At 68.1% G+C, this 17,954-nt stretch carries 21 protein-coding genes; 5 read left to right on the forward strand and 16 right to left on the reverse strand.

The window, feature by feature from the left end:
• Positions 1-4 precede the first annotated feature (4 nt).
• Positions 5-313: a WXG100 family type VII secretion target gene (locus tag KV102_RS01030; protein ID WP_220345037.1), complete on the forward strand. Its 309-nt coding sequence runs from the start codon at positions 5-7 to the stop codon at positions 311-313.
• The gene (locus tag KV102_RS01035) at positions 310-618 is read left to right on the forward strand and encodes a hypothetical protein (RefSeq protein WP_220345038.1); all 309 of its coding nucleotides are present in this window, start codon (positions 310-312) and stop codon (positions 616-618) included. Before KV102_RS01030 ends, KV102_RS01035 begins: the two co-directional genes overlap by 4 nt.
• A 34-nt stretch (positions 619-652) precedes the next feature.
• On the opposite strand, the gene KV102_RS01040 is transcribed toward KV102_RS01035, so the two are convergent.
• The 16 genes from KV102_RS01040 to KV102_RS01115 all read right to left on the reverse strand — a co-directional run bounded on the left by KV102_RS01040 (position 653) and on the right by KV102_RS01115 (position 16,600).
• Positions 653-1,201 carry a hypothetical protein gene (locus KV102_RS01040; RefSeq protein ID WP_220345039.1) on the reverse strand — a complete coding sequence of 183 codons (549 nt, stop codon included), beginning with the start codon at positions 1,199-1,201 and terminating at the stop codon, positions 653-655.
• Positions 1,201-2,580 carry a hypothetical protein gene (locus KV102_RS01045; RefSeq protein ID WP_220345040.1) on the reverse strand — a complete coding sequence of 460 codons (1,380 nt, stop codon included), beginning with the start codon at positions 2,578-2,580 and terminating at the stop codon, positions 1,201-1,203. Before KV102_RS01045 ends, KV102_RS01040 begins: the two co-directional genes overlap by 1 nt.
• A 165-nt stretch (positions 2,581-2,745) precedes the next feature.
• Entirely contained in the window at positions 2,746-3,294 is a 549-nt protein-coding gene (locus tag KV102_RS01050) for a hypothetical protein (RefSeq protein ID WP_220341594.1), read from the reverse strand.
• Positions 3,294-5,642, reverse strand: a complete 2,349-nt coding sequence (locus KV102_RS01055; protein ID WP_220345041.1) for a hypothetical protein — start codon at positions 5,640-5,642, stop codon at positions 3,294-3,296. Before KV102_RS01055 ends, KV102_RS01050 begins: the two co-directional genes overlap by 1 nt.
• Positions 5,639-5,824, reverse strand: coding sequence for a hypothetical protein (locus KV102_RS01060; RefSeq protein ID WP_220341596.1), 186 nt, complete (start codon positions 5,822-5,824; stop codon positions 5,639-5,641). Before KV102_RS01060 ends, KV102_RS01055 begins: the two co-directional genes overlap by 4 nt.
• 172 nt (positions 5,825-5,996) lie before the next feature.
• The gene (locus tag KV102_RS01065) at positions 5,997-6,635 is read right to left on the reverse strand and encodes a hypothetical protein (protein WP_220341597.1); all 639 of its coding nucleotides are present in this window, start codon (positions 6,633-6,635) and stop codon (positions 5,997-5,999) included.
• Complete coding sequence (locus tag KV102_RS01070; RefSeq protein ID WP_220345042.1) at positions 6,604-9,249, reverse strand: hypothetical protein; 2,646 nt, start codon at positions 9,247-9,249, stop codon at positions 6,604-6,606. Before KV102_RS01070 ends, KV102_RS01065 begins: the two co-directional genes overlap by 32 nt.
• 168 nt (positions 9,250-9,417) lie before the next feature.
• Positions 9,418-9,966 (reverse strand): hypothetical protein, encoded by a 549-nt coding sequence (locus KV102_RS01075; protein WP_220341599.1) that lies wholly within the window; start codon positions 9,964-9,966, stop codon positions 9,418-9,420.
• A gap of 274 nt (positions 9,967-10,240) precedes the next feature.
• A complete protein-coding gene (locus tag KV102_RS01080; protein ID WP_220341600.1) occupies positions 10,241-10,561 on the reverse strand; it encodes a hypothetical protein in 321 nt (106 codons plus the stop codon).
• Positions 10,561-10,887 (reverse strand): hypothetical protein, encoded by a 327-nt coding sequence (locus KV102_RS01085; protein WP_220341601.1) that lies wholly within the window; start codon positions 10,885-10,887, stop codon positions 10,561-10,563. Before KV102_RS01085 ends, KV102_RS01080 begins: the two co-directional genes overlap by 1 nt.
• Positions 10,884-11,396: a hypothetical protein gene (locus tag KV102_RS01090; RefSeq protein ID WP_220345043.1), complete on the reverse strand. Its 513-nt coding sequence runs from the start codon at positions 11,394-11,396 to the stop codon at positions 10,884-10,886. The genes KV102_RS01085 and KV102_RS01090 overlap by 4 nt, the downstream gene beginning before the upstream one ends.
• Positions 11,397-11,440: 44 nt before the next feature.
• Complete coding sequence (locus KV102_RS01095) at positions 11,441-13,936, reverse strand: DUF6571 family protein (RefSeq protein WP_220341603.1); 2,496 nt, start codon at positions 13,934-13,936, stop codon at positions 11,441-11,443.
• A 16-nt stretch (positions 13,937-13,952) separates the two neighbouring features.
• Positions 13,953-14,384 carry a hypothetical protein gene (locus tag KV102_RS01100; protein ID WP_220341604.1) on the reverse strand — a complete coding sequence of 144 codons (432 nt, stop codon included), beginning with the start codon at positions 14,382-14,384 and terminating at the stop codon, positions 13,953-13,955.
• Positions 14,385-14,408: 24 nt separating this feature from the next.
• A complete protein-coding gene (locus KV102_RS01105) occupies positions 14,409-14,918 on the reverse strand; it encodes a hypothetical protein (protein WP_220345044.1) in 510 nt (169 codons plus the stop codon).
• 152 nt (positions 14,919-15,070) lie between these two features.
• Positions 15,071-15,622, reverse strand: a complete 552-nt coding sequence (locus KV102_RS01110) for a hypothetical protein (protein ID WP_220341606.1) — start codon at positions 15,620-15,622, stop codon at positions 15,071-15,073.
• A gap of 168 nt (positions 15,623-15,790) precedes the next feature.
• Positions 15,791-16,600: a hypothetical protein gene (locus tag KV102_RS01115; RefSeq protein WP_220341607.1), complete on the reverse strand. Its 810-nt coding sequence runs from the start codon at positions 16,598-16,600 to the stop codon at positions 15,791-15,793.
• Positions 16,601-16,883: 283 nt separating this feature from the next.
• On the opposite strand from KV102_RS01115, the gene KV102_RS01120 reads away from it, so the two are divergent.
• From KV102_RS01120 to KV102_RS01130, 3 genes are read left to right on the forward strand one after another with little or no spacing between them, the layout of a single operon-like run.
• Positions 16,884-17,240 (forward strand): hypothetical protein, encoded by a 357-nt coding sequence (locus KV102_RS01120; RefSeq protein ID WP_220341608.1) that lies wholly within the window; start codon positions 16,884-16,886, stop codon positions 17,238-17,240.
• 34 nt (positions 17,241-17,274) lie between these two features.
• A complete protein-coding gene (locus tag KV102_RS01125; protein WP_220341609.1) occupies positions 17,275-17,568 on the forward strand; it encodes a hypothetical protein in 294 nt (97 codons plus the stop codon).
• Between the two features lie 18 nt (positions 17,569-17,586).
• Positions 17,587-17,949: a hypothetical protein gene (locus KV102_RS01130; protein WP_220345045.1), complete on the forward strand. Its 363-nt coding sequence runs from the start codon at positions 17,587-17,589 to the stop codon at positions 17,947-17,949.
• Positions 17,950-17,954 lie beyond the last annotated feature (5 nt).

The raw sequence follows: 17,954 nt of genomic DNA on the forward strand, positions 1-17,954 counted from the left end.
CGCGATGACCTATCAGCTGCGCGTCGATCACGCGGCCATCGAGCAGGCGGGCGCTGACCTCGGGAGCTACGCCGGGACGATCGAGGACTATCGAGACTCGCTTCGCGCAGAGGCGGCGCGTGCTCTGGGCGTCTTCGGAGGCGGCGTCGGGAGCGAGGAGCACGAGGCGGCGATGCGCGTCGTCGACCGGCTCGTGGAGGAGCACGTTGCCTCGGTACGCGAGCAGCGCACAGGGGTGGGCGAGGCCGGTGACACGTTCGTGTCCGCGGGGGCCCGGATGCGGGCGGTTCTCGGGGCGGGCGGTCCGCGATGACGACGGCTGCATGGGGGATGCGGCCCGACGACCTTCACGGCGCAGGCGCTCGTGTCGCGGCGACCGACGTCGATGCGGCAGCGGCCGCGTCGGCGCTCGTGACCGCCATGGCTGCGGCGCCCCCGGCTGCCCATCACCCCGTACTCCGGGCGGCGCTGGAGCGTTATCAGTCTGTGGTCGCCGGTCCGACGGGGATGCTCCCGAGCGCGGTCACCGCTGCTGGGTCACGCCTCTCGACGGCGGCCGTCGACGCTGCGCAGGCGGACGCCGAGGCGGCGCGTGGCCTTCGGGCGGCGGACCGATAGCACTGCGAGTTGCCGGGACGCCGTGACGGCGCGGTCAACCCCTGTCGGCAGCGGGCGTGCAGACCGTCAAAAAGTCCTGGCCGTTCTGGTCGGCCACGTCAGCGGCGTCCTTCCAGCCCACGTCGTCGAAGAGGTAGGCGTCGGCTGGATGCTCCGGTGAGCCGTCGACGACGTCGGACAGGTCGACCACGGATCCCCAGGCGGGCTCGGCGGCGTCGATGACGAGCGAGGCCTTCTCGGCGTCGCGCCAGTCGAAGTCAGATGTCGGCTGCTCGTCAACCGTGAACGCGGGATCAGGCTGCGCGATGTCGAGCTGCTCCACGGTCACACCAGGTGGGGGAGCCGTGAGCACGAGCCGTTGACGCTCACCGTCGGCCGTCGTGAACGTCAAGGCGAAGCGAGTCACGCCCACGCACGGTGTGCCGGTCCAGATCCTGAGCGCGTCTCCGTCGGCGCGGTAGCCGGCCGCACTCGGCAGTGACGGTTCGAACGGAGCATCCCCGTCGCAGGCGGTCAGGACGGTGGCACCGAGCACGGCGGTGGTGGCCGCGGCGACCCGCCGGCCGGTCGAACCGAGGTGCATCAGTGGTATCCGCCGTCGCGCAGCCCGGCGTCCTGCTCGGTCTCGTTGCCGCCTGTGAGCTGCTCCCGCGCGTACGACCGGATGAAGCCGCCGTATCCCTCCCGCGCCCACTGCTGGGAGTGGCGTTCCTCGTGGTGCAGCAGCCGGTCCAGGTCGAGCTGACCCTGGTAGACGGTTCCGTCGTCGTCGACGTACGACGCGCGCCCCGACTGCGCGACGTCCTTGACGACCTGATCCGGGTCGTCCACGTCATCGATGTTGAGCATGAAGATGTCCCCCCATGCCGTTCCGCCCTTGAGACTGAACATGCCCTGCAGCCAGTTGCCCCCGAGTCCCATGAGCATCCCGTTGGGCGTGGTGACCATGCGTCCGCCGTTGCCGTGGACGAAGCCGACGTCTTGGTCATAGCTCCAGCCGTTGGCGGACTGCCGGTCGATGATCCGCTGGATCTCGGCGGCGGAGTAGGGCGTCTCGGGGAAGTCGTTGTCGGGACTCGCCGCCCCGTAGTCCGTGCCCGCGTTGAGGATGTAGGTCATCAGGACGGCATGGCGTGCGTCGTCGCCGCCGATCCCCGGCGGGAGGAGGAAGAACGACTTGCCGTCGGGGTCGGTCACGCGCTCCATGCCGTCGAACACCTCGAAGTCGTCCGGGCGGACGTCGTGGGTGCGCGCGATGTCGACGATCGTGTCCACGCTGATCCCTCGGCGTGCGGCGTTGGTGAGCCACTCGCGGTAGTAGCCGTCGGGGGCGGGACCGGTCAGGAGGCCTTCGTTGCGGAGGGTGAGCTCCATGACGGCGACCGCGACGACGGGGTGGTTCTCGAGGAACGTCGCGCGCTTGGCCGCCGTCATCGCGGCGAGGTCGAACGGCATCGTCCGCAGCGAGACTCTGGTGAGATCCACGAGGTTGGAGTAGATCGCCGCGGCGAACGACGGCAGCGCGCCGGCGGCGTAGAGCGCCCTCACGTGGTCCGGGTCCAACGGGTCCGACAGCTGTTGCTTCGCGGTACGGGCTGCGTGCTCCAGCGCCTGGAGGATGTAGGGGTACTGGAAGCCGAGCTCTGCCTTCTTGGCCTGCTGCTTCTCCTTGGTCGGCTCCGCTCGGATCTGGCTGTTGAGCCGGTCGATCGCCTGGTTGAAGGTCTCGACCGCCTCCGCGAAGTGCCGGATCGCGCCCGCAGCCACCAGGATTCCCTGGATGAGCGACCGAGCCTTGGTCTTGGTGGCGGTGTCGGCGCCTGTCATGGCATCGGCCACGACTCCGGCGACCCCGTCCTTGGCCGTATTGTGCTCACGCTTGAGATCAGCGTTGAAGTTCTCGACGTCACCGGCCGGCTTGGCCACGGCCTCTGCCTGGGAGGTGAGGGTGGCAGGTGACACGTCGTGCCTCTCGAAGCCTTCGATCAGGAGCGTCGCACCGTGGTCTGGACGCATCCGAGCGGGCCTTCCTGGGAGGACTCATCGAGGATCAGCACTGTATCGACGGCCGGTGTCGGGCGCCAAGGCGCACTGTGGGAGCTCGACCGCGGTGACGCCGCACCGAGATCAGCGCGCGGCGTCGTAGGCGGTGATGTTGGCGTCGACGTTGCGGGCGATCGCGAGCACATCCTCCGTCTTGGGGGTTATCGTCCTATCGGGTGTGCGGGCGTGGACCGCGACCTGTCGGTCGTCGAACACGACGATCACGCCAGTCTTGTCACCGAGTTGCTGGTCCGTGAATCGGCAGCTGTATCCCACGGCGTCCGTGAGGTCGGTGCACCCGAGCGAATCTCTGCTCTCGGTGGCCTTCGCGATCGCCGCGGTGCGGTCGGCCTCGTCTTCGAAGTCGCGCAGGGAGATGTCCAGCAAGAGTCGTCCGTTGCGTCCGACCTCGCATTCGCTGCCCTTCTTCCGCTGAGTCGCCGGTACCATCTCGCCATCCGCGGCGACCACGAGATCACCGGTGATGGTCTCCATCGCCGAGCGGTCCAAGATGCCGCAGACAAGGTCGTCCGCGGTGGCTGGCTCGTCATCGGAGCAACCGCTCAGCACAGTGGTCGCGGCGAGGAGCGCTCCGCCGACGAAAGCAACGCCGCTGTGGCGCCTCCCAGCCATCATTTGCCTCCTCGCAGGGTGGGATCGACAAAGCTCTCCAGGAAGGTGGACTGGTAGATGAACTCCTTGATCCGGTGCCGAGGCTGGTTCTGCGGGTCGGACCAGTCGTGCCACGCCTGCTCGACGGCCGCACGGTTCGGCATGTCCTCGGGCAGCACGGCCCCATCCGCACGATCGTAGAGCTCGGGATGCAGCTGCGGATTGTCTCCACCGGTGAAGAGATCGGGTGAGATGCCGTCGAAGTGGACTTTGTGTGCAGAACCCTCGACGCCGACGGTGATGTCCTGGTCATGGAGGAAGCCGTACTTGTAGAGGTCGGCGAGTGCGGCGTTCTCCAGCTTGTCGGGGATCGAGGCAGTCTCGCGGTCGAGGTACCCGTCGGTGTCTGGCGAGTACTTGACGGCATCCTTCAGCTGGGAGAGCGCCTCGCCTTGGATCGCAGAATAGGAGTTCTTGGCAAGCTCGCTCGCCGTCTCGCCAAGTACGGAGCCCGCTCCGGGGAGGAAGCCGGTCGCGATATCGAGCGCCTTCGACATCAGCTCGCGACGGGCAGTCTCGACGTCGTCCCTCTCGGCACTCATCTCGAGGCCCTGGTTGAACAGGTTGCCCATGACCTCGCCGTGCTGCTGCTGGAGTCCGTGGTAGCCGGAGTTGGCGAGGCCGTCGAGCGTCCTGCTGCCTGCGGGGAACTCGTTGAGGAACGCACCGTTCTGGAGGCGCGTCTCCAGCAGCATCGCGGTGGTAAGGGTCTGCAGACCTGTCTTGTCGTCGCCGCGGCCGATCTCTCCGAGAACAGTCTCGAGCTCGGGACCGGTGAGCACTAGCCGCCCGTCCGCGTCGGCGACGGTGCCGCCGGCGAGCAGCCGGTAGACGTCGTCGGTGTGACCGGAGGCGATCGTGCCCAAGCTGTCGGTCATGTCGGGCCACACGTGCCAGGCATTCTCGTACCACGAGTCCGGGCCGCCGTGACCAGACAGGTCGGCGATCCTCTTGAAGACGTCGGTGGCAAGCTCGGCGCCGAACACCGCATCGCCTCCGGCTCCGATCGTGGCAGCCTCGAGCGCCAGACCGAGGCCGTCGCCTTCGTCGCTGCCGTACCTGGCCGAGAACGTGCGAGCATCGACCTCGTCGCCGTCCTTCTTGCCGATGAGGTAGTCGAGCTTGTCCTTGTCGACGTCCCCGGCCTCGGCCGCGAAGAAGTCCTGAGCGGCCTCCGGCGTCTTCGCCATCCCGGCCAGGAGGTTGGCAAGGCCGTCGTACGGGGTCTGGTAGTGAGCCCTGTCGTCGTACGGGTCGCCGGGCTTGCCCAGGTCGTAGTAGGGCTCCTTGACTCCGTAGCCCTGTCCGAGCCGCTCGTTGAGCGGACCCCACACCGGTCTGCCGTCGTGGCTGCGCTCCCAGTCGTAGACCTGGTTGGTCAGGTCGGCGAGGAACGTCGGGTCGTACGACGCGGTCTTGCCACCGTGCTTGATGAGCATGGTCAGGGCGGCGGCGTTCTCAGGATTCGTCTCGTCGGTGATCGCGCGGAACCACTGGTCGCTGAGGTCCTGCGGCGGCGCATGAGTGCCCACGCCCTTCGTGTACGTCGCGAACGCGTGGCCGGCGCGAGCGAGGAACTCGGCGTAGGCCTTCGCCTTCTCGGCGTGGTCGAGCGGAGGAACCGACGAGCTTGGTGAGAATACGTCGTTGCTGAGGTCGAGGATGGCGTCAGCCATCTGGTTGGGTGTGACGGTGGAGTAGAGACGGTGCGCGAATGCAGCGTCGTCCTTCATCAGCGAGAGGGTCGCGACGGTGTCCTCGTCGATCTCCCTTGCGCGGATGGCCTTCGCAACGGCCTCGGCGACAAGACCCCTCACCGCAGGACTGAGGAGGGCGATGAACTGCGCGTCGAGATCCTTTGCGTGGTCGATGACGTACTTCGCCTGGTCCTCGGCCGACAGGTTCGCCACGTCGTAGGGGAGGGTCTTGAGCTTGACCTTGGACAGGTCGACGACGTTGGAGAACATCGCAGACGCGAACGAGGGGAGTGCGCCCGCCGCGTGGAGCGCGCGGACGTGCTTGGGGTCGAGCGGGTCGGTCAGCTGGCCCTTGGCGGTGCGGGCGGCGGACTGGAGCGTCTCGACGGCGCCAGCGTGCTGACCCGAGAGCGCCGCCTTCTTCTTCAGTTGCTCCTCGCGCGTCTTCTCGGAGCGGATCTGGCTGTTGAGTCCGTCGATCGTGTTGTTGAACGTCTCGACGGCAGTGCCGAAGAGGCGGATCGCGCCGGCCCCGATGGTGATGCCCTGGATCAGGTTCCGGCCCATGTTCTTCGTCGGCGTGTCCGCGCCCTCCATCGCCGTGGCGATCACACCGGCCCGCCTTCGCGGGCGGTGTTGTGCTTCTTGGTGAGGTCGGCGTTGAAGTTCTCGACGTCACCGGCCGGTGCCGCGACGGCATCGGCCTGCGCGGTGATCGTGCCTGGGGAGACGTCATGCCGCTCGAAACCCGCGATGAGCAGAGATGAGGCGCCGCCGCCGTCCTCAACACGCATCCCGAGTCGTCCTTCCTGAGAGGTCACGGACCGTACGGACTGTAGCGAAGTCACAGGCCGCGGTAGACGGGGTCCGGGCCCGTGCACCTGAGCGAGCCGGAGCCGCCGATGGTCGACGGCCGAACTGGGATCGTCGAGCGATTGAGGCGCGTCGCGCGCTTCGCGGAGGGGGTCACCGGGGCGTCGAGGTTTCCCTCGCCGCCAGGTTTCCTCGCGCGTTCTCGATGAGGTCCACGGCAGCCGCTACCACGGCATCGTCGGTCCCGTTCTCCCCGAAGAGCGTCAGATAGACGAAGCGGTCGGGGAGGACGACCCTGGTCTGCGTGCGTCCGTCGGTGCGGCACACGTAACCCGACCCGAGAGCGTCGAGGGTCGGGGAGGTGAAGCAGTGCCCGCCCTGTTCGCCGATCTTCTGCCGGCTGCTGGCCAAGGCGGCAGCCTCGCGTGCCTCCACCCGCGTCTGCTCGGCCTTGTCGGCGATCGGCGACGCAGAGAACCGGACGCGGTGGTCGAAGTCGTCCTCACCCACACCGATGGAGCACTCGATGCGGCCGGAGTCGGGCGCCGAACCGATCTCGGGAACGCCGGTGCCGGAGGCGGTGTAGTCGTCCGACTCGACGACAGCCTCCACGATGTCGACGTCGAACACGCCGCAGACCAAGCCGTCGACCATCTGCACCGCCTCGTCGCCGTCGGCGCGATCGGAGCCGCTGTCGCACCCGGCGAGCGCCAGGGACAGCACCGCGAGGGCAACCACGGCACGGAACCTGCGGCGCATCTCACCCACCGCGCGACTCTTGGTTGCCGTCATCTTCGCGATTCTTGGCGTCCTCAACAGCTTCCTCCTCGGCATTGTTGAACGCCTGGTCCATCGACTCTCTCAAGGTGCCGTAGTTGTTGCCGGCGTCGCTGTCCCACCAGTCGTGCCACGAGGTCGGCGCCGTCCCACCTTCCGCCACGAACTCACGCTTGACGTGGCCGTTGCTGTCGAGGGCATCTCGGGGAAGGTCCTGCCCGTCGTTGCCTGCGGTGTAGCCGTACTGGACGAGCACGTTGGCCAACCCGCCCTGCAGGTTCTCGCGCCACGCGTTGTCCGTGGTGGCGCGGTAGGCGTCCGAGGTCGGTGCCGGAGCGCTCGTGACACCACTCTTGATCGCGTCGAGACCCTGTGACTTCGCGGTGTCGAAGGCCGTCTTGGCGAGCTCGGACGCTCCCTGTCCGAGTACTTCGTTGCCGGGCAGGAAACCGGTCGCGACATCGAACGCCTTCGCCGCCAGCGCCGCCCGGGCCGCCGCTGCCTCTTCGTCATCCATGTCGACGGTGACGGACTGGCCGAGCAGCCGACCGAGCACACGTCCGTTGTCCTCCACCACGTCGGTGAGCTCGCGGTCCGCGCTGTCCTCGGCGAGCACGGACGCGTTCTTGATGTTCTTCATCACCTCGGCAGGGAGCGGCTCGCCCGCGGGATGGTTCGGGTGGGCTGCCCGCCACTCGGCGATCGCCTCGCGCTCGTACTCGGCGATCTCCTCACCCATGCGGTCGTTGCCCTCGATGACGAGCGCCGTGGCAAGCACCTCGATGCCCGACTTGTCGTCGCCCCGACCGATCTCGCCGAGGACCGCGTTGAGGTTGTCGTAGCTGACGGTGAGCTTTCCGTCACCATCGACGCCCTGGCCGTTCGCGAGGGTGCGATAGACGTCCTCGGCGTAACCGGCGCCGATGTTGCCGATGCTGTCGCGCATCTCGCTCCACATGTGCCACTCGTCGCCGATGCCACCGCCCCCGGTGCCCTGCTTCTTGGGATCGAGGAGGTGGTCGGTGTTGCCCGTCCCGCTGTTCTCTCCGATCAGGGTGAACACCTTCGACGCCAGTGCGGCAGCACGCTCGTCGGTGTAGTCGCCCAGCGAAGGGGGACCGCTGTTCTCGCCTGAGCGCAGGTGCCCCGTGGTGGCCGCCTCCAGCGCCTCACCCAGGCCGTCTCCCTCGTCGCTCCGCGTCACTCCCTCGGAGGAGAAGGTGCGTTTGAACATGAGGTACTCGAGGCGATCGTCGTCGACGCCGTCTCCGTCGCTGAAGAATCGCTGGGCGCCCTCGGGGGAGCTGCCCATCGCCCCGAGCAGGTTGGCGAGACCGTCCGTCGCGTGGCCACCCTCGAAGGTGTAGTTGGTCTCGTCTTCGTAGCCGTTGTTGAAGGTGTACTCGTTGAGCGTGACACGGTCGGGATCGCGGATCCACTGCCCGCTCGCCTCGGCCAGAGGACCCCAGACAGCATCGTCTTGGTCGCGCTCCCAGTCCAGGACCCTGCTGCTGAGGTCCGAGATGAAGGCCGCGTCGTACTCGCCGCCGGCTTCGCCGCCCTCACGCAGCAGCAGCGTCAGCGCGGCGGCGTTGGTCGGGTTGTCCCGGTCGGTGATCGCGTCGAACCACGTGTCGGTGAGCTTGTCGGCGTCGACCGTGCGACTGTACGTCGCGAGGGTCACGCCGGCGGCGTCGATGAAGTCGTCGTACAGCGCGAGCTTGTCCTTGGCCGTGCCAGGGAAGGTCGCGCCGTTGCGGTCGGGGCCCACGCCGAAGAGGTCCAGGTTGATGTGGGCGATCGCCTTGGAGAACTCGTCGGGGGTAACCGTGCTGTAGAGCGCCTTGGCGAACGCCGGGTCGTTCTTGAGAGAGCTGAGGACATCGACGGTGGCGCGGTCGATCGCCTTGTTCTTGATCGCGGCGCCGACGTCCTGGGCCACCATCTGCTTGGCCGCGGGACCGAACAGCGCGATCAGCGCGGGATCGAGAGTCGCGGCGTTCTGCTTGATGTAGTCGGCCTGCTCGCGATCGGTCGTGTTGGCGAGGTCGACCGGAAGCGCCGTGAGCTTGACCTTGGTCAAGTCGGCGACGTTGCTGAACATCGCGGGCGCGAAGGAGGGGAGGGCGCCGGCGGCATACAGAGCACTGACGTGCTTGGGATCGAGCGGGTCGGTCAGCTGGCCCTTGGCGGTGCGGGCGGCGGACTGGAGCGTCTCGACCGCGCCGGCGTGCTGACCGGAGAGCGCCGCCTTCTTCTTCAGCTGATCCTCGCGCGTCTTCTCGGAGCGGATCTGGTTGTTGAGTCCGTCGACCGCACCGTTGAAGGTCTCGACGGCGGTGCCGAAGTGCCGGATCGCGCCGGCCCCGATGGTGATGCCTTGGATCAGAGTGCGTGCCTGGTTCTTGGTCGGCGCGTCCGCACCCTCCATCGCCGTGGCGATCACACCGGCCACGCCTTCGCGGGCGGTGTTGTGCTTCTTGGTGAGGTCGGCGTTGAAGTTCTCGACGTCACCGGCCGGTGTCGCGACGGCATCGGCCTGCGAGGTGATCGTGCCTGGGGAGACGTCGTGCCGTTCGAAACCCGCGATGAGCAGAGATGAGCTGCCGCCGCCGTCCTCAACGCGCATCCCGAGTCGTCCTTCCTAAGAGGTCACGGACCGTACGGACTGTAGCGAAGTCACAGGTCGCGGTAAACGTCTCCGAGGCGCGCCTGCTCGGCCGGTCGGCGATCGGCGATCGGCGAGGCAGAAACCGGACGCGGTGGTCGAAGTCGTCCTCGCCCCTCAGCCGGGTCGTCACTGGTCGGCGTCGTACGCCTCGAGGTTCGCGTCGATGTTCTCGGCAATCGCGAGCACGTCCTGGGTATCGGGCGGCGGCGCATCGCCGTTGCGTGTGCGCGCGATGATGCGAATCCAGCGGTCCGGGAAGAGTGCGGCGAGGTTCGTCTCGTCCGTGCCGTCGATGCCCCGGCAGACGTAGCCCGCAGGATCGCCGGTGAGGGCGGTGCACTCCGGAGCGCCTTCTGTCTCCTCGGCCAGCTGGGCCTTCATCGCGTCCCAGTCGGCCGGGCCGGTGGTGTCACGCAGCGTGATCGTCAGCAGAGTGTCGCTGCCGGTCGCGGTGCTCACCTGGCAGTCGAGCCCATGGCCTTGGCGTCGCGTCGGGTCGAGGTCCTCGCTACCGAACGTCTTGACGTCGAGGTCACCGACGACAGGCTCGGCCACCTCTGGGTCGAGGATGTCGCAGTAGCGGGACGGCCCCTCGGCCTCGGGGGCGGAGCTGTCGTCACACGCGGCCACCATCGCGAGAAGGGCGAGCGCGCAGGCCGCCACGCGCGCGTTCACGGAGTCGTCCGACGGCGAGTCACCCGACATGGTGCTGGGCGTCCGCGCAGGCGTGAGCGCTCACTGGCGCCTCTCGTCGTACGCCTGGACGTTTGCCTCGACGTCACGGGCCAACGCGATCGCTTCCTCGATCTGCGTGGTCCGCTCTTGCGGCTTGACCCCGCCGAACGGCCGAGGTGACCGATGATCCGACGACGCAGCCGTCGGAGGGACCGTCCCCCAACTGCGAGAGACCAGATGCCCTCGCAGGCTGGCGCGGTGCTGTCTGTTGGACTCAGGACCGGATCACCTCGAGGCGTACGGGGGTTTCGTCCCGGCGTTCATCGAGGACGGCACACTCCTGAGCGCGCAGCGCCCGCTCGTCGGCCGGACCGATCCCGTCGCCGAGGGTGTCGAGGTCACCGTGCCCGACGACGGGCTCGATCACGTCACGAGTGAAGAACCCGCAGGCCGTGCCGTCGACGAGGTCGCGGGCCGCCTGCGCGTCGGGATCATCGTCGGTGCTGCAGGCCGCGACGGCCATGGTGCCGGCGAGGACCAGCGCGAGGCCGCCGACCAGGCGCCCGAGCGCACCGCCGATGCGAAGCATAGGCATCATCCGTCCTTGTTCATCCCGGCGTCGGCCGGCCTCGTCGAACGGTTCACTGGTCCGCGTCGGGCGAGAGCGTTTCCCCGACGTCGCGTCGCGTCGAGGTTCCCGCCGCCGAAACCGGTCAGGTCGGCGTCCCCGGTGATCGCCTCTGCGGCCGTGGGGTCAACCGACTCGCACAGGCGGGACGTCGCGTCGGCCTCCCGTTCGTCCTCACATCCGGCCAGGGTGTCGGCGAGCGCGACCGCCACGCCGCCGGCGAAGACCCGTACACCGATCCGCGTCGCACGCGGGTGCTGGGACGACTCGGGCATCTCAGCGGTCGGGGTCATCGCGGCGCGAACGAGGACGCGTTGACGTTCCCCATGAGCTCCCGAAGGGCGGTGCGCAGGTCGTCGGCTGCCTCAGCGACCGACGGCGACTTGCCATGCGGCGTCAGACCGAGAGAGGCGTAGTACACGGGGTCGGTGCCCCAGACGGCGCGGGCATAAGGGGCCGTCGTGCCGTCGACGTCAGGGTCGCCGCACAGATAGCCGGTCGCGCCTTCGACCGCCAACGGCTCGCGCTCCTCGCACTGTCTCGCTGCCGCGCCGACAAGGGCCGCGTCGTCGGTCTCGCCGTGCTTGACCAGGAGAGCCAGGGCCGGACGGGACGTGTCGTCCGGAAGGTAGCGGCACTGAGCCCAGTTGCTCTCGAGTCCTCCGTTGTCGACCGACGTCTCCTCCGTGTCGCGCAGAGCGCCGACGAGCTCCTCGACCGTGACCTCCTCGAGGAGACGGCATGCGTCGAGGCTGAACACCTCTTCCTGCGGCGGATCGTCCGTGCAACCTGTGAGCGCCATCGCGGAGAGGAGTCCCGTCGCTACAGCGAGCCTGAGCCTGCGGTTCATCGGAAGCTGGGGAGGTTCGAGGCGTACGAGTTGATGGCCTCCTGCGCCAGACCTGAAGGCGCAGTCGCGAGCCAGCGGTTGAAGTCGTCCTTGAGGTCGGGATCGACGTCTGCCTTCGGGTCGTAGAGATCGGGGTTGATGATGCGGTTGCCCTGAGTGTCGGTCTGAACCACCCCGGGAGGGATACCGCCCTCGCCCACCGGCAGATATCCGGCGTTGAGAAGCGTGTTGTACATCTGGTGCCTGAGGGAGTCCTTGACGCCCTTGTCGGCGTCCTGCGCCCAGGACTGCGCAGCGCTGTCGGGTTGGGCGGCCAGTTGATCGCCGACCAGCCCGAGCGCCTGGCCTGTGAGCACGCTGCCGACGGGGTTCGCGACCGGCGGCAGGAACTCGGTCGCCACGCCGAAGGCCTTGGCGAGTGCCTCGCGCTGCTCCTGAGTCGCGGCCTCGCCGTCCTTGCCGCCGAGGAAGCCCTCGTTCATGACCAGGGCCAGGGTGCGGCCCGACTTGGAGGATGCGTCGCCGAGCAGTTCCTCGAAGTTGGACGCACTCAGCTCCTTGAGCGTCGTCGGGTGGGAGCCGTCAGGAAGCACCGCGGTGTCCAGGGCGTTCGCGACCGTCGCGTTGTGATGGGTGAGTGCTGCCGTGGTGACGTACTGCAAGCCGGTCTTGTCGTCGTAACGGCCGACATCTTGGAGCACCTTCGTGAGGTCGTCGACGTTCGCTCGCATGCCGAGGGCGACACCGCCCTTTCCGTCGGAGGCGTCGTACGTCCAACCTCCGTCGAGGGAGTCGCCATTGCCCTCCTGTGCCGCACGGTGCACGTCAGGGATGTACGAGGCGAGCATCTTCCCCACGGAGTCGGTCATGCCCTCCGGGACGTGCCAGCCGTCGTCGCCCGGCCACGGGCCGTCGCCGGTGCCCGACTCCTGACCGATGATGAACACCGTCTGGCTGGCGAGCGTCGCGGCACGGGACTGGGCCGTCTCGCCGCCGAGGTCGTCCTTCGAGACGACGTCGCGCGAGTGCGTCGTGGCGCCCTCGAGCGCCACGCCGAAGCCGTCGCCGTCGTCGGTGGGCCACTTCCGCTCGGTGAACAGGTAGTGGAGCTTCTCGTTGACGTCGCGATCGTGGTAGCGCGTGGTGTCCGGGTCGTCGAAGAACTGCTCGGCGGCCTCGGGGGTCTTTGCCATCCCGGACAGCAGATTGGCGAGGCCGTCGTACGGAACCTGGTAGTGAGCCGTGTCGTCGTACGGGTCGCCGGGCTTGCCCAGGTCGTAGTAGGGCTCCTTGACGCCGTAGCCCGTTCCGAAGCTGTCGTTGATCGGGCCCCACACCGGCATCCCGTCGTGGCTGCGCTCCCAGTCGTACACCTGGTCGGTCAGGTCGGCAAGGAACGTCGGGTCGTACGACGCCGTCTTGCCGCCATGCTTGATGAGCATGGTCAGGGCGGCGGCGTTCTCAGGATTCGTCTCGTCGGTGATGGCCCTGAACCACTGGTCGCTGAGGTCCTGCGGCGGCGCGTGGGCACCAGTGGCCTTGGTGTAGGTCGCGAACGCATGGCCGGCGCCAGCGAGGAACTCGGCGTAGACCTTGGCTCTCTCGACCTGGTCAGGCGGGCCGAACGTGCCCGGCGGGAACACCTCGTTGCTGAGGTCGAAGATGGCATCGGCCATCTGGTCGGGGGTCACGGTCGAGTAGAGACGGTGCGCGAATGCAGCGTCGTCCTTCATCAGCGCGAGGGTCGCCGCGGTGTCCTCGTCGATCGCCTTGGTGCGGATGTCCTTCGCAACGGCCTCGGCGACAAGACCCCTCACCGCCGGGCTGAGGAGGGCGATGAACTGCGCGTCGAGATCCTTTGCGTGGTCGATGACGTACTTCGCCTGGTCCTCGGCGGACATGTTCGCCACGTCGAACGGAAGGGCGGTCAGCTTCACCGCCTTCAGATCGGCGACGTTTCTGAACATCTCCGGTGCGAAGGACGGGAGCGCGCCGGCGGCGTAGAGCGCCTCGACGTGCGCGGGTTTCAGCGGGTCGCTCAGCTGGCCCTTGGCGGTGCGTGCTGCCGACTGGAGCGTCTGGACCGCCCCGGCGTGCTGGCCGGAGAGCGTCGACTTCCTCTCGATCTGCTCCTCGCGGGTCGCCTCGGACCGGATCTGGCTGTTGAGGCCGTCGATCGTGTTGTTGAACGTCTCGACGGCAGTGCCGAAGAGGCGGATCGCGCCGGCGCCGATGGTGATGCCCTGGATCAGGTTCCGGCCTATGTTCTTCGTCGGCGTGTCGGCACCCTCCATCGCGGTGGCGATCACACCGGCCACGCCTTCGCGGGCGGTGTTGTGCTTCGTGCTGAGGTCGGCGTTGAAGTTCTCGACGTCACCGGCTGGTCCAGCGACGGCATCGGCCTGCGCGGTGATCGTGCCTGGGGAGACGTCATGCCGCTCGAAACCCGCGATGAGCAGAGATGAGGCGCCGCCGCCGTCCTCAACACGCATCCCGAGTCGTCCTTCCTCAGAGGTCACGGACCGTACGGACTGTAGCGAAGTCACAGGCCGCGGTAAACGGGGTCCGGGCCCGTGCAACCTGAGCGAGCCGGAGCCGCCGATGGTCGACGGCCGAACAGGGATCTCGAGATTGAGGCGCGTCGCGCGCTTCGCTGATGTACATCCAGTTCATGTGCGAGGAGGGGGGCCACCCGGGCGTCGGGGTTTCCCTCGCCGTCAGGTTTCCTCGCGCGTTCTCGATGAGGTCCACGGCAGTGGCTACCACAGCATCGTCGGTCCCGTCCTTCCCGAAGAGCGTCAAGAAGACGAAGCGGTCGGGGAGGACGACCCTGGTCTGCGTGCGTCCGTCGGTGCGGCGCACGTAGCCCGGCCCCAGAGCGTCGAGGGTAGGGGAGGTGAAGCAGTGCCCGCAGTCCGGTACGAACGAGGACTCATCCACGTTCCTCATCAGGTCCCGGACGCATCACTGCTTCTCGTCGTACGCCTCGAGGTTGGCGTGGACGTTGGCCGCGACCGTGAGCACGGCCTTGGGTTCGGGAGGCTCCGCGTTGGCGCGGGCCGTGGCGTCCACGCGTACCCAGCGACGAGGAAAGAGCACAGCGATCTCGGTGGCGTCTGTGCTCCGACAGACGTACCCGAGCGGCTCGTCCGTGCGCATCGCGCAGGTGTCGCTTCCGGTGATCTCGTCAGTGAGCTGCTTCTGCATCGCCGCCCACTCGGCCTGGTCCGACAGATCCATCGTGGTGATCTGAAGGAGGTCCTCGCCACCAGGACCGTCGACGATGCAGGTGAGAGCGTTCCCCTGACGTCGTGTCGCGTCGAGGTTCCCGCCACCGAAGCCGGTCAGCTCGACGTCCCCGGTAATCCGCTCTGCGGCCTCGGGGTCGAGCATCCCGCACAGGCGCGACGTCGCGTCGGCCTCCGGCTCGTCGTCGCATCCGGCGAGTGAGGCGACCAACGCAGCCGCTGCCACGCCGGCGAGGGCCCGTGCACTGATCCGCGTCCCGGATCTGTGGCGGGTCGCCGATGCGGACCTCCTCCGTGACACCTTCGAGGAGCTCGTGAAGGTCGTCGGTCGAACGGTCACCGGAGGTTGTTCTGGACGTCCTGGGGGGGCGTGAGCGCTCACTGGTGCCTCTCGTCGTACGACTTGATGTTTGCCTCGACGTCACGGGCCAGCGAGACCGTGACATGGACGAGCTCGTCGCGGGTGTCGACCTTGTCGGCGCCCCCTCCCTCGGGAAAGTACGAGACCTCGAGGAGCCGGGCCCCGTTGTCGGGCCACACGGTCGCGCGCATGCTCGAGTCGCTCCAACAGACGCTGCCGGTCCAGTCGGCCAGGTCGTCGAGTCGCACGCAGTTGTCGAGGGGTGCAGCGTCGTGACCGGGTCGTGTCGAGGGGGCATCGTGAACCTGGGCCAAGACAACGGTGCGGTTGCCGTCGACGACGGCGCACTCCTGCTCGCGGTCGGCCCGCTCGTCGGCCGGCACGATCTCGTCACCTGCCGCCGCCGCATCGTCGTGACCGACGATCGACTCGATCAAGGCGGGGCTGAGGTATCCGCAGATCTTGCCATCGACGGACTTCGCGTCGGTGGCGGGCGCGGGGTCGTCACACCCCGAGAGGGCGCAGGAGACCAGGGTGGCGAGGCCGAGGCCAACATGACCGAAGTGCATCCCGAGTCGTCCTTCCGGAGAGCCCACGAACCGTCCGGACTGTAGCGAGGCCCGCCTCGCGGCGAAAGGGTTACCGCCGCGCCGACCGCGACGACGACGTTCGCGACGCAACCCGGAGGCGTCAGCCGGGACCAGCGCGCCCAGCGATCTCACGGCGCGATCGGATGGTCAACGCGCAGGGCGGGCAGCTCGCTCCTGGGTGATGGCATCGGCGACAGCGTGCGCGCGGCCCCACGAGATCTCGTAGAGGTGGCTCTCGTCGGCTGTTGCGACGACGAGCCTCCGGCACCACGGACGGTAGAGAACGCCTGTGCGCACCCTCCCGTCGGCGCCTGCGCGAGCGGGAACAACCCTCACATCCGTGATGTGCGACCACCGCACGCCGGTCGAGGCGCGGCCGGACCAGGTTGTCGGCGCACCGGTCGCCTGGAACCAGAGCCCGCCTTCGCCAAGGCGTACGATGCCCGCCACCGTGCCCCGACGCGACGCCGCATCCGGCCGCTCCCGAGTGTCCGGATCCAGGACACGGCCCCCGCGCCAGGATGCGATCGCCCGGCCGAACCATCGCGGCTCAGGAGCGGCGGCCGTCGATCCTGAGCCGAGACGGCCGGCGAGCGAGGAGAACGGGTCGGAAAGAGCGTCCCACCGGCCCTTCGCGGACTGGCTGGTGTACCAGCGCGGGCCCCACAGGCGCTGCGCTGGCCACCAGAGGAGGCCGACGCCGGTGACCAGGAGCCCGAGGACGAGCGACAGCGCCCCGAGGATCGCAAGAACGGAAGAGAGACCGGAGAGCGAGCCGATCTCGGCCAGCCCGGCACCGAGGAGGACGAGCCCGAGCGAGGGGAGGAACGCCAGCACGAGGAGTTCGCCGCCCGTGCGTCGGGTCCACCACCGTGCTGCCCGGGTCCGACCGCGCCAGGACCATCCGGAGAGGACGACCAACGTCAGGCCCACTGCACCGATCACCAAGGAGAACATCGATACCAATCCTGAAACTCAGCGCATCGCCGACGTCGGTGAAGCCCTCGATCAGCGGCGATGAGCTGCCGCCGCCCTCCTGACCGCGCATGCCGAGCCGTCTTCCTGAGAGGTCACGGACTCTAGCCAAATCACAGGTCACGGAAAAAAATGAGGTGCCCCGGCGGCGGCGAGATACGCGGCGCCACATTCCGGGACAGCGGCCGTTTCTCCCTTGCCCCGGTGGCCCCCGTACGTCGTATGGTCTGTACTGACTCGTCGTCTGAGGAGAGGTTTGCCCACCATGGGTGCTAACTACTGGGGTAACGAAGAGCTCGGCTCGTTGTCCAAGGCCGCCAAGAGCGGTCACGGCACCGCGAGCGAGGACGCGTCGTCGTCCGCGACGCGCCACCTTGGCCGTACGCAGGCCACCGAGGGCCTCAACGTCGGCCCGGCCGGCAACGCACAGCGTTCCGCCCACACCGCCCTCGCGTCGGCGAAGCAGGCCAACGCCAACAACGTGGCCACGGTCGGCACCAACATCAACCGTGGCGAGCAGTCGCAGGCGCAGACGACCGAGGAGTCGAGCTCCCTGCAGAAGGTGTCCGCCACCGACGGCGAGTCGACGGCGACGTCGCTGCGCCGAGACATCCAGGCCTGACGGTCCGAGAGCTCGTAGGAAGAGGGAGCACGACGTGAAGATTCGTTACGACAAGTCCGCCAGCGAGGACATCAACGCCTCCGGCAAGGAGTTCGCCGGCGGCGCGCAGACCGACCAGGACTCGGTCGAGACCGCCGCTCGCCAGATCGCGGCCAACCTGTCGGGTGCCGGCAGCGAGGAGGCCCACGCGGTTCACCGCACGGCCTACGAGCGCGCCGACGAGCTGCACCAGGCCTCGCTCAAGTCCAACCAGACCGACCAGAAGACCCAGGACATCAACGACTCCGCGATCCCGCGGATGCAGTCCTTCTTCGGCAACCGCGCCTGACGCAGCCCAGGAGACCCGATGGCCCCGTTCTACGAGGTCGGCGACACGACCGCGACCCACGCTGCAGGTCAGCGTCTCGCGGGCCTGTCCGGCGACGTCCATCAGGCCAAGAGCACGCTGGTGACGGCACTCGAGGCCGTCACGCCCGGATCCCGGCACGGCGTCGGCGATGTGACCGTCGGCGTCGATGCGTTCCAGACCTGGGCCGTGGAGACCGCCAACGCGGTTGCCAACGGCGTCAGCAACCTCGGCAACAACACGTCGAACGGTGCCAAGACGGTCGCCCAGACGAGCAACGAGACCACCGCCCTCCACAATCAGCAGTCGGCTCTGAACCGTGACGTCAACTCGGGATCCCGACAACCGGTCACAGCCGGCTAGCACGA

Origin of the sequence: Mumia sp. zg.B53 (genome assembly GCF_019550935.1) — a bacterium.
Classification (GTDB): domain Bacteria; phylum Actinomycetota; class Actinomycetes; order Propionibacteriales; family Nocardioidaceae; genus Mumia.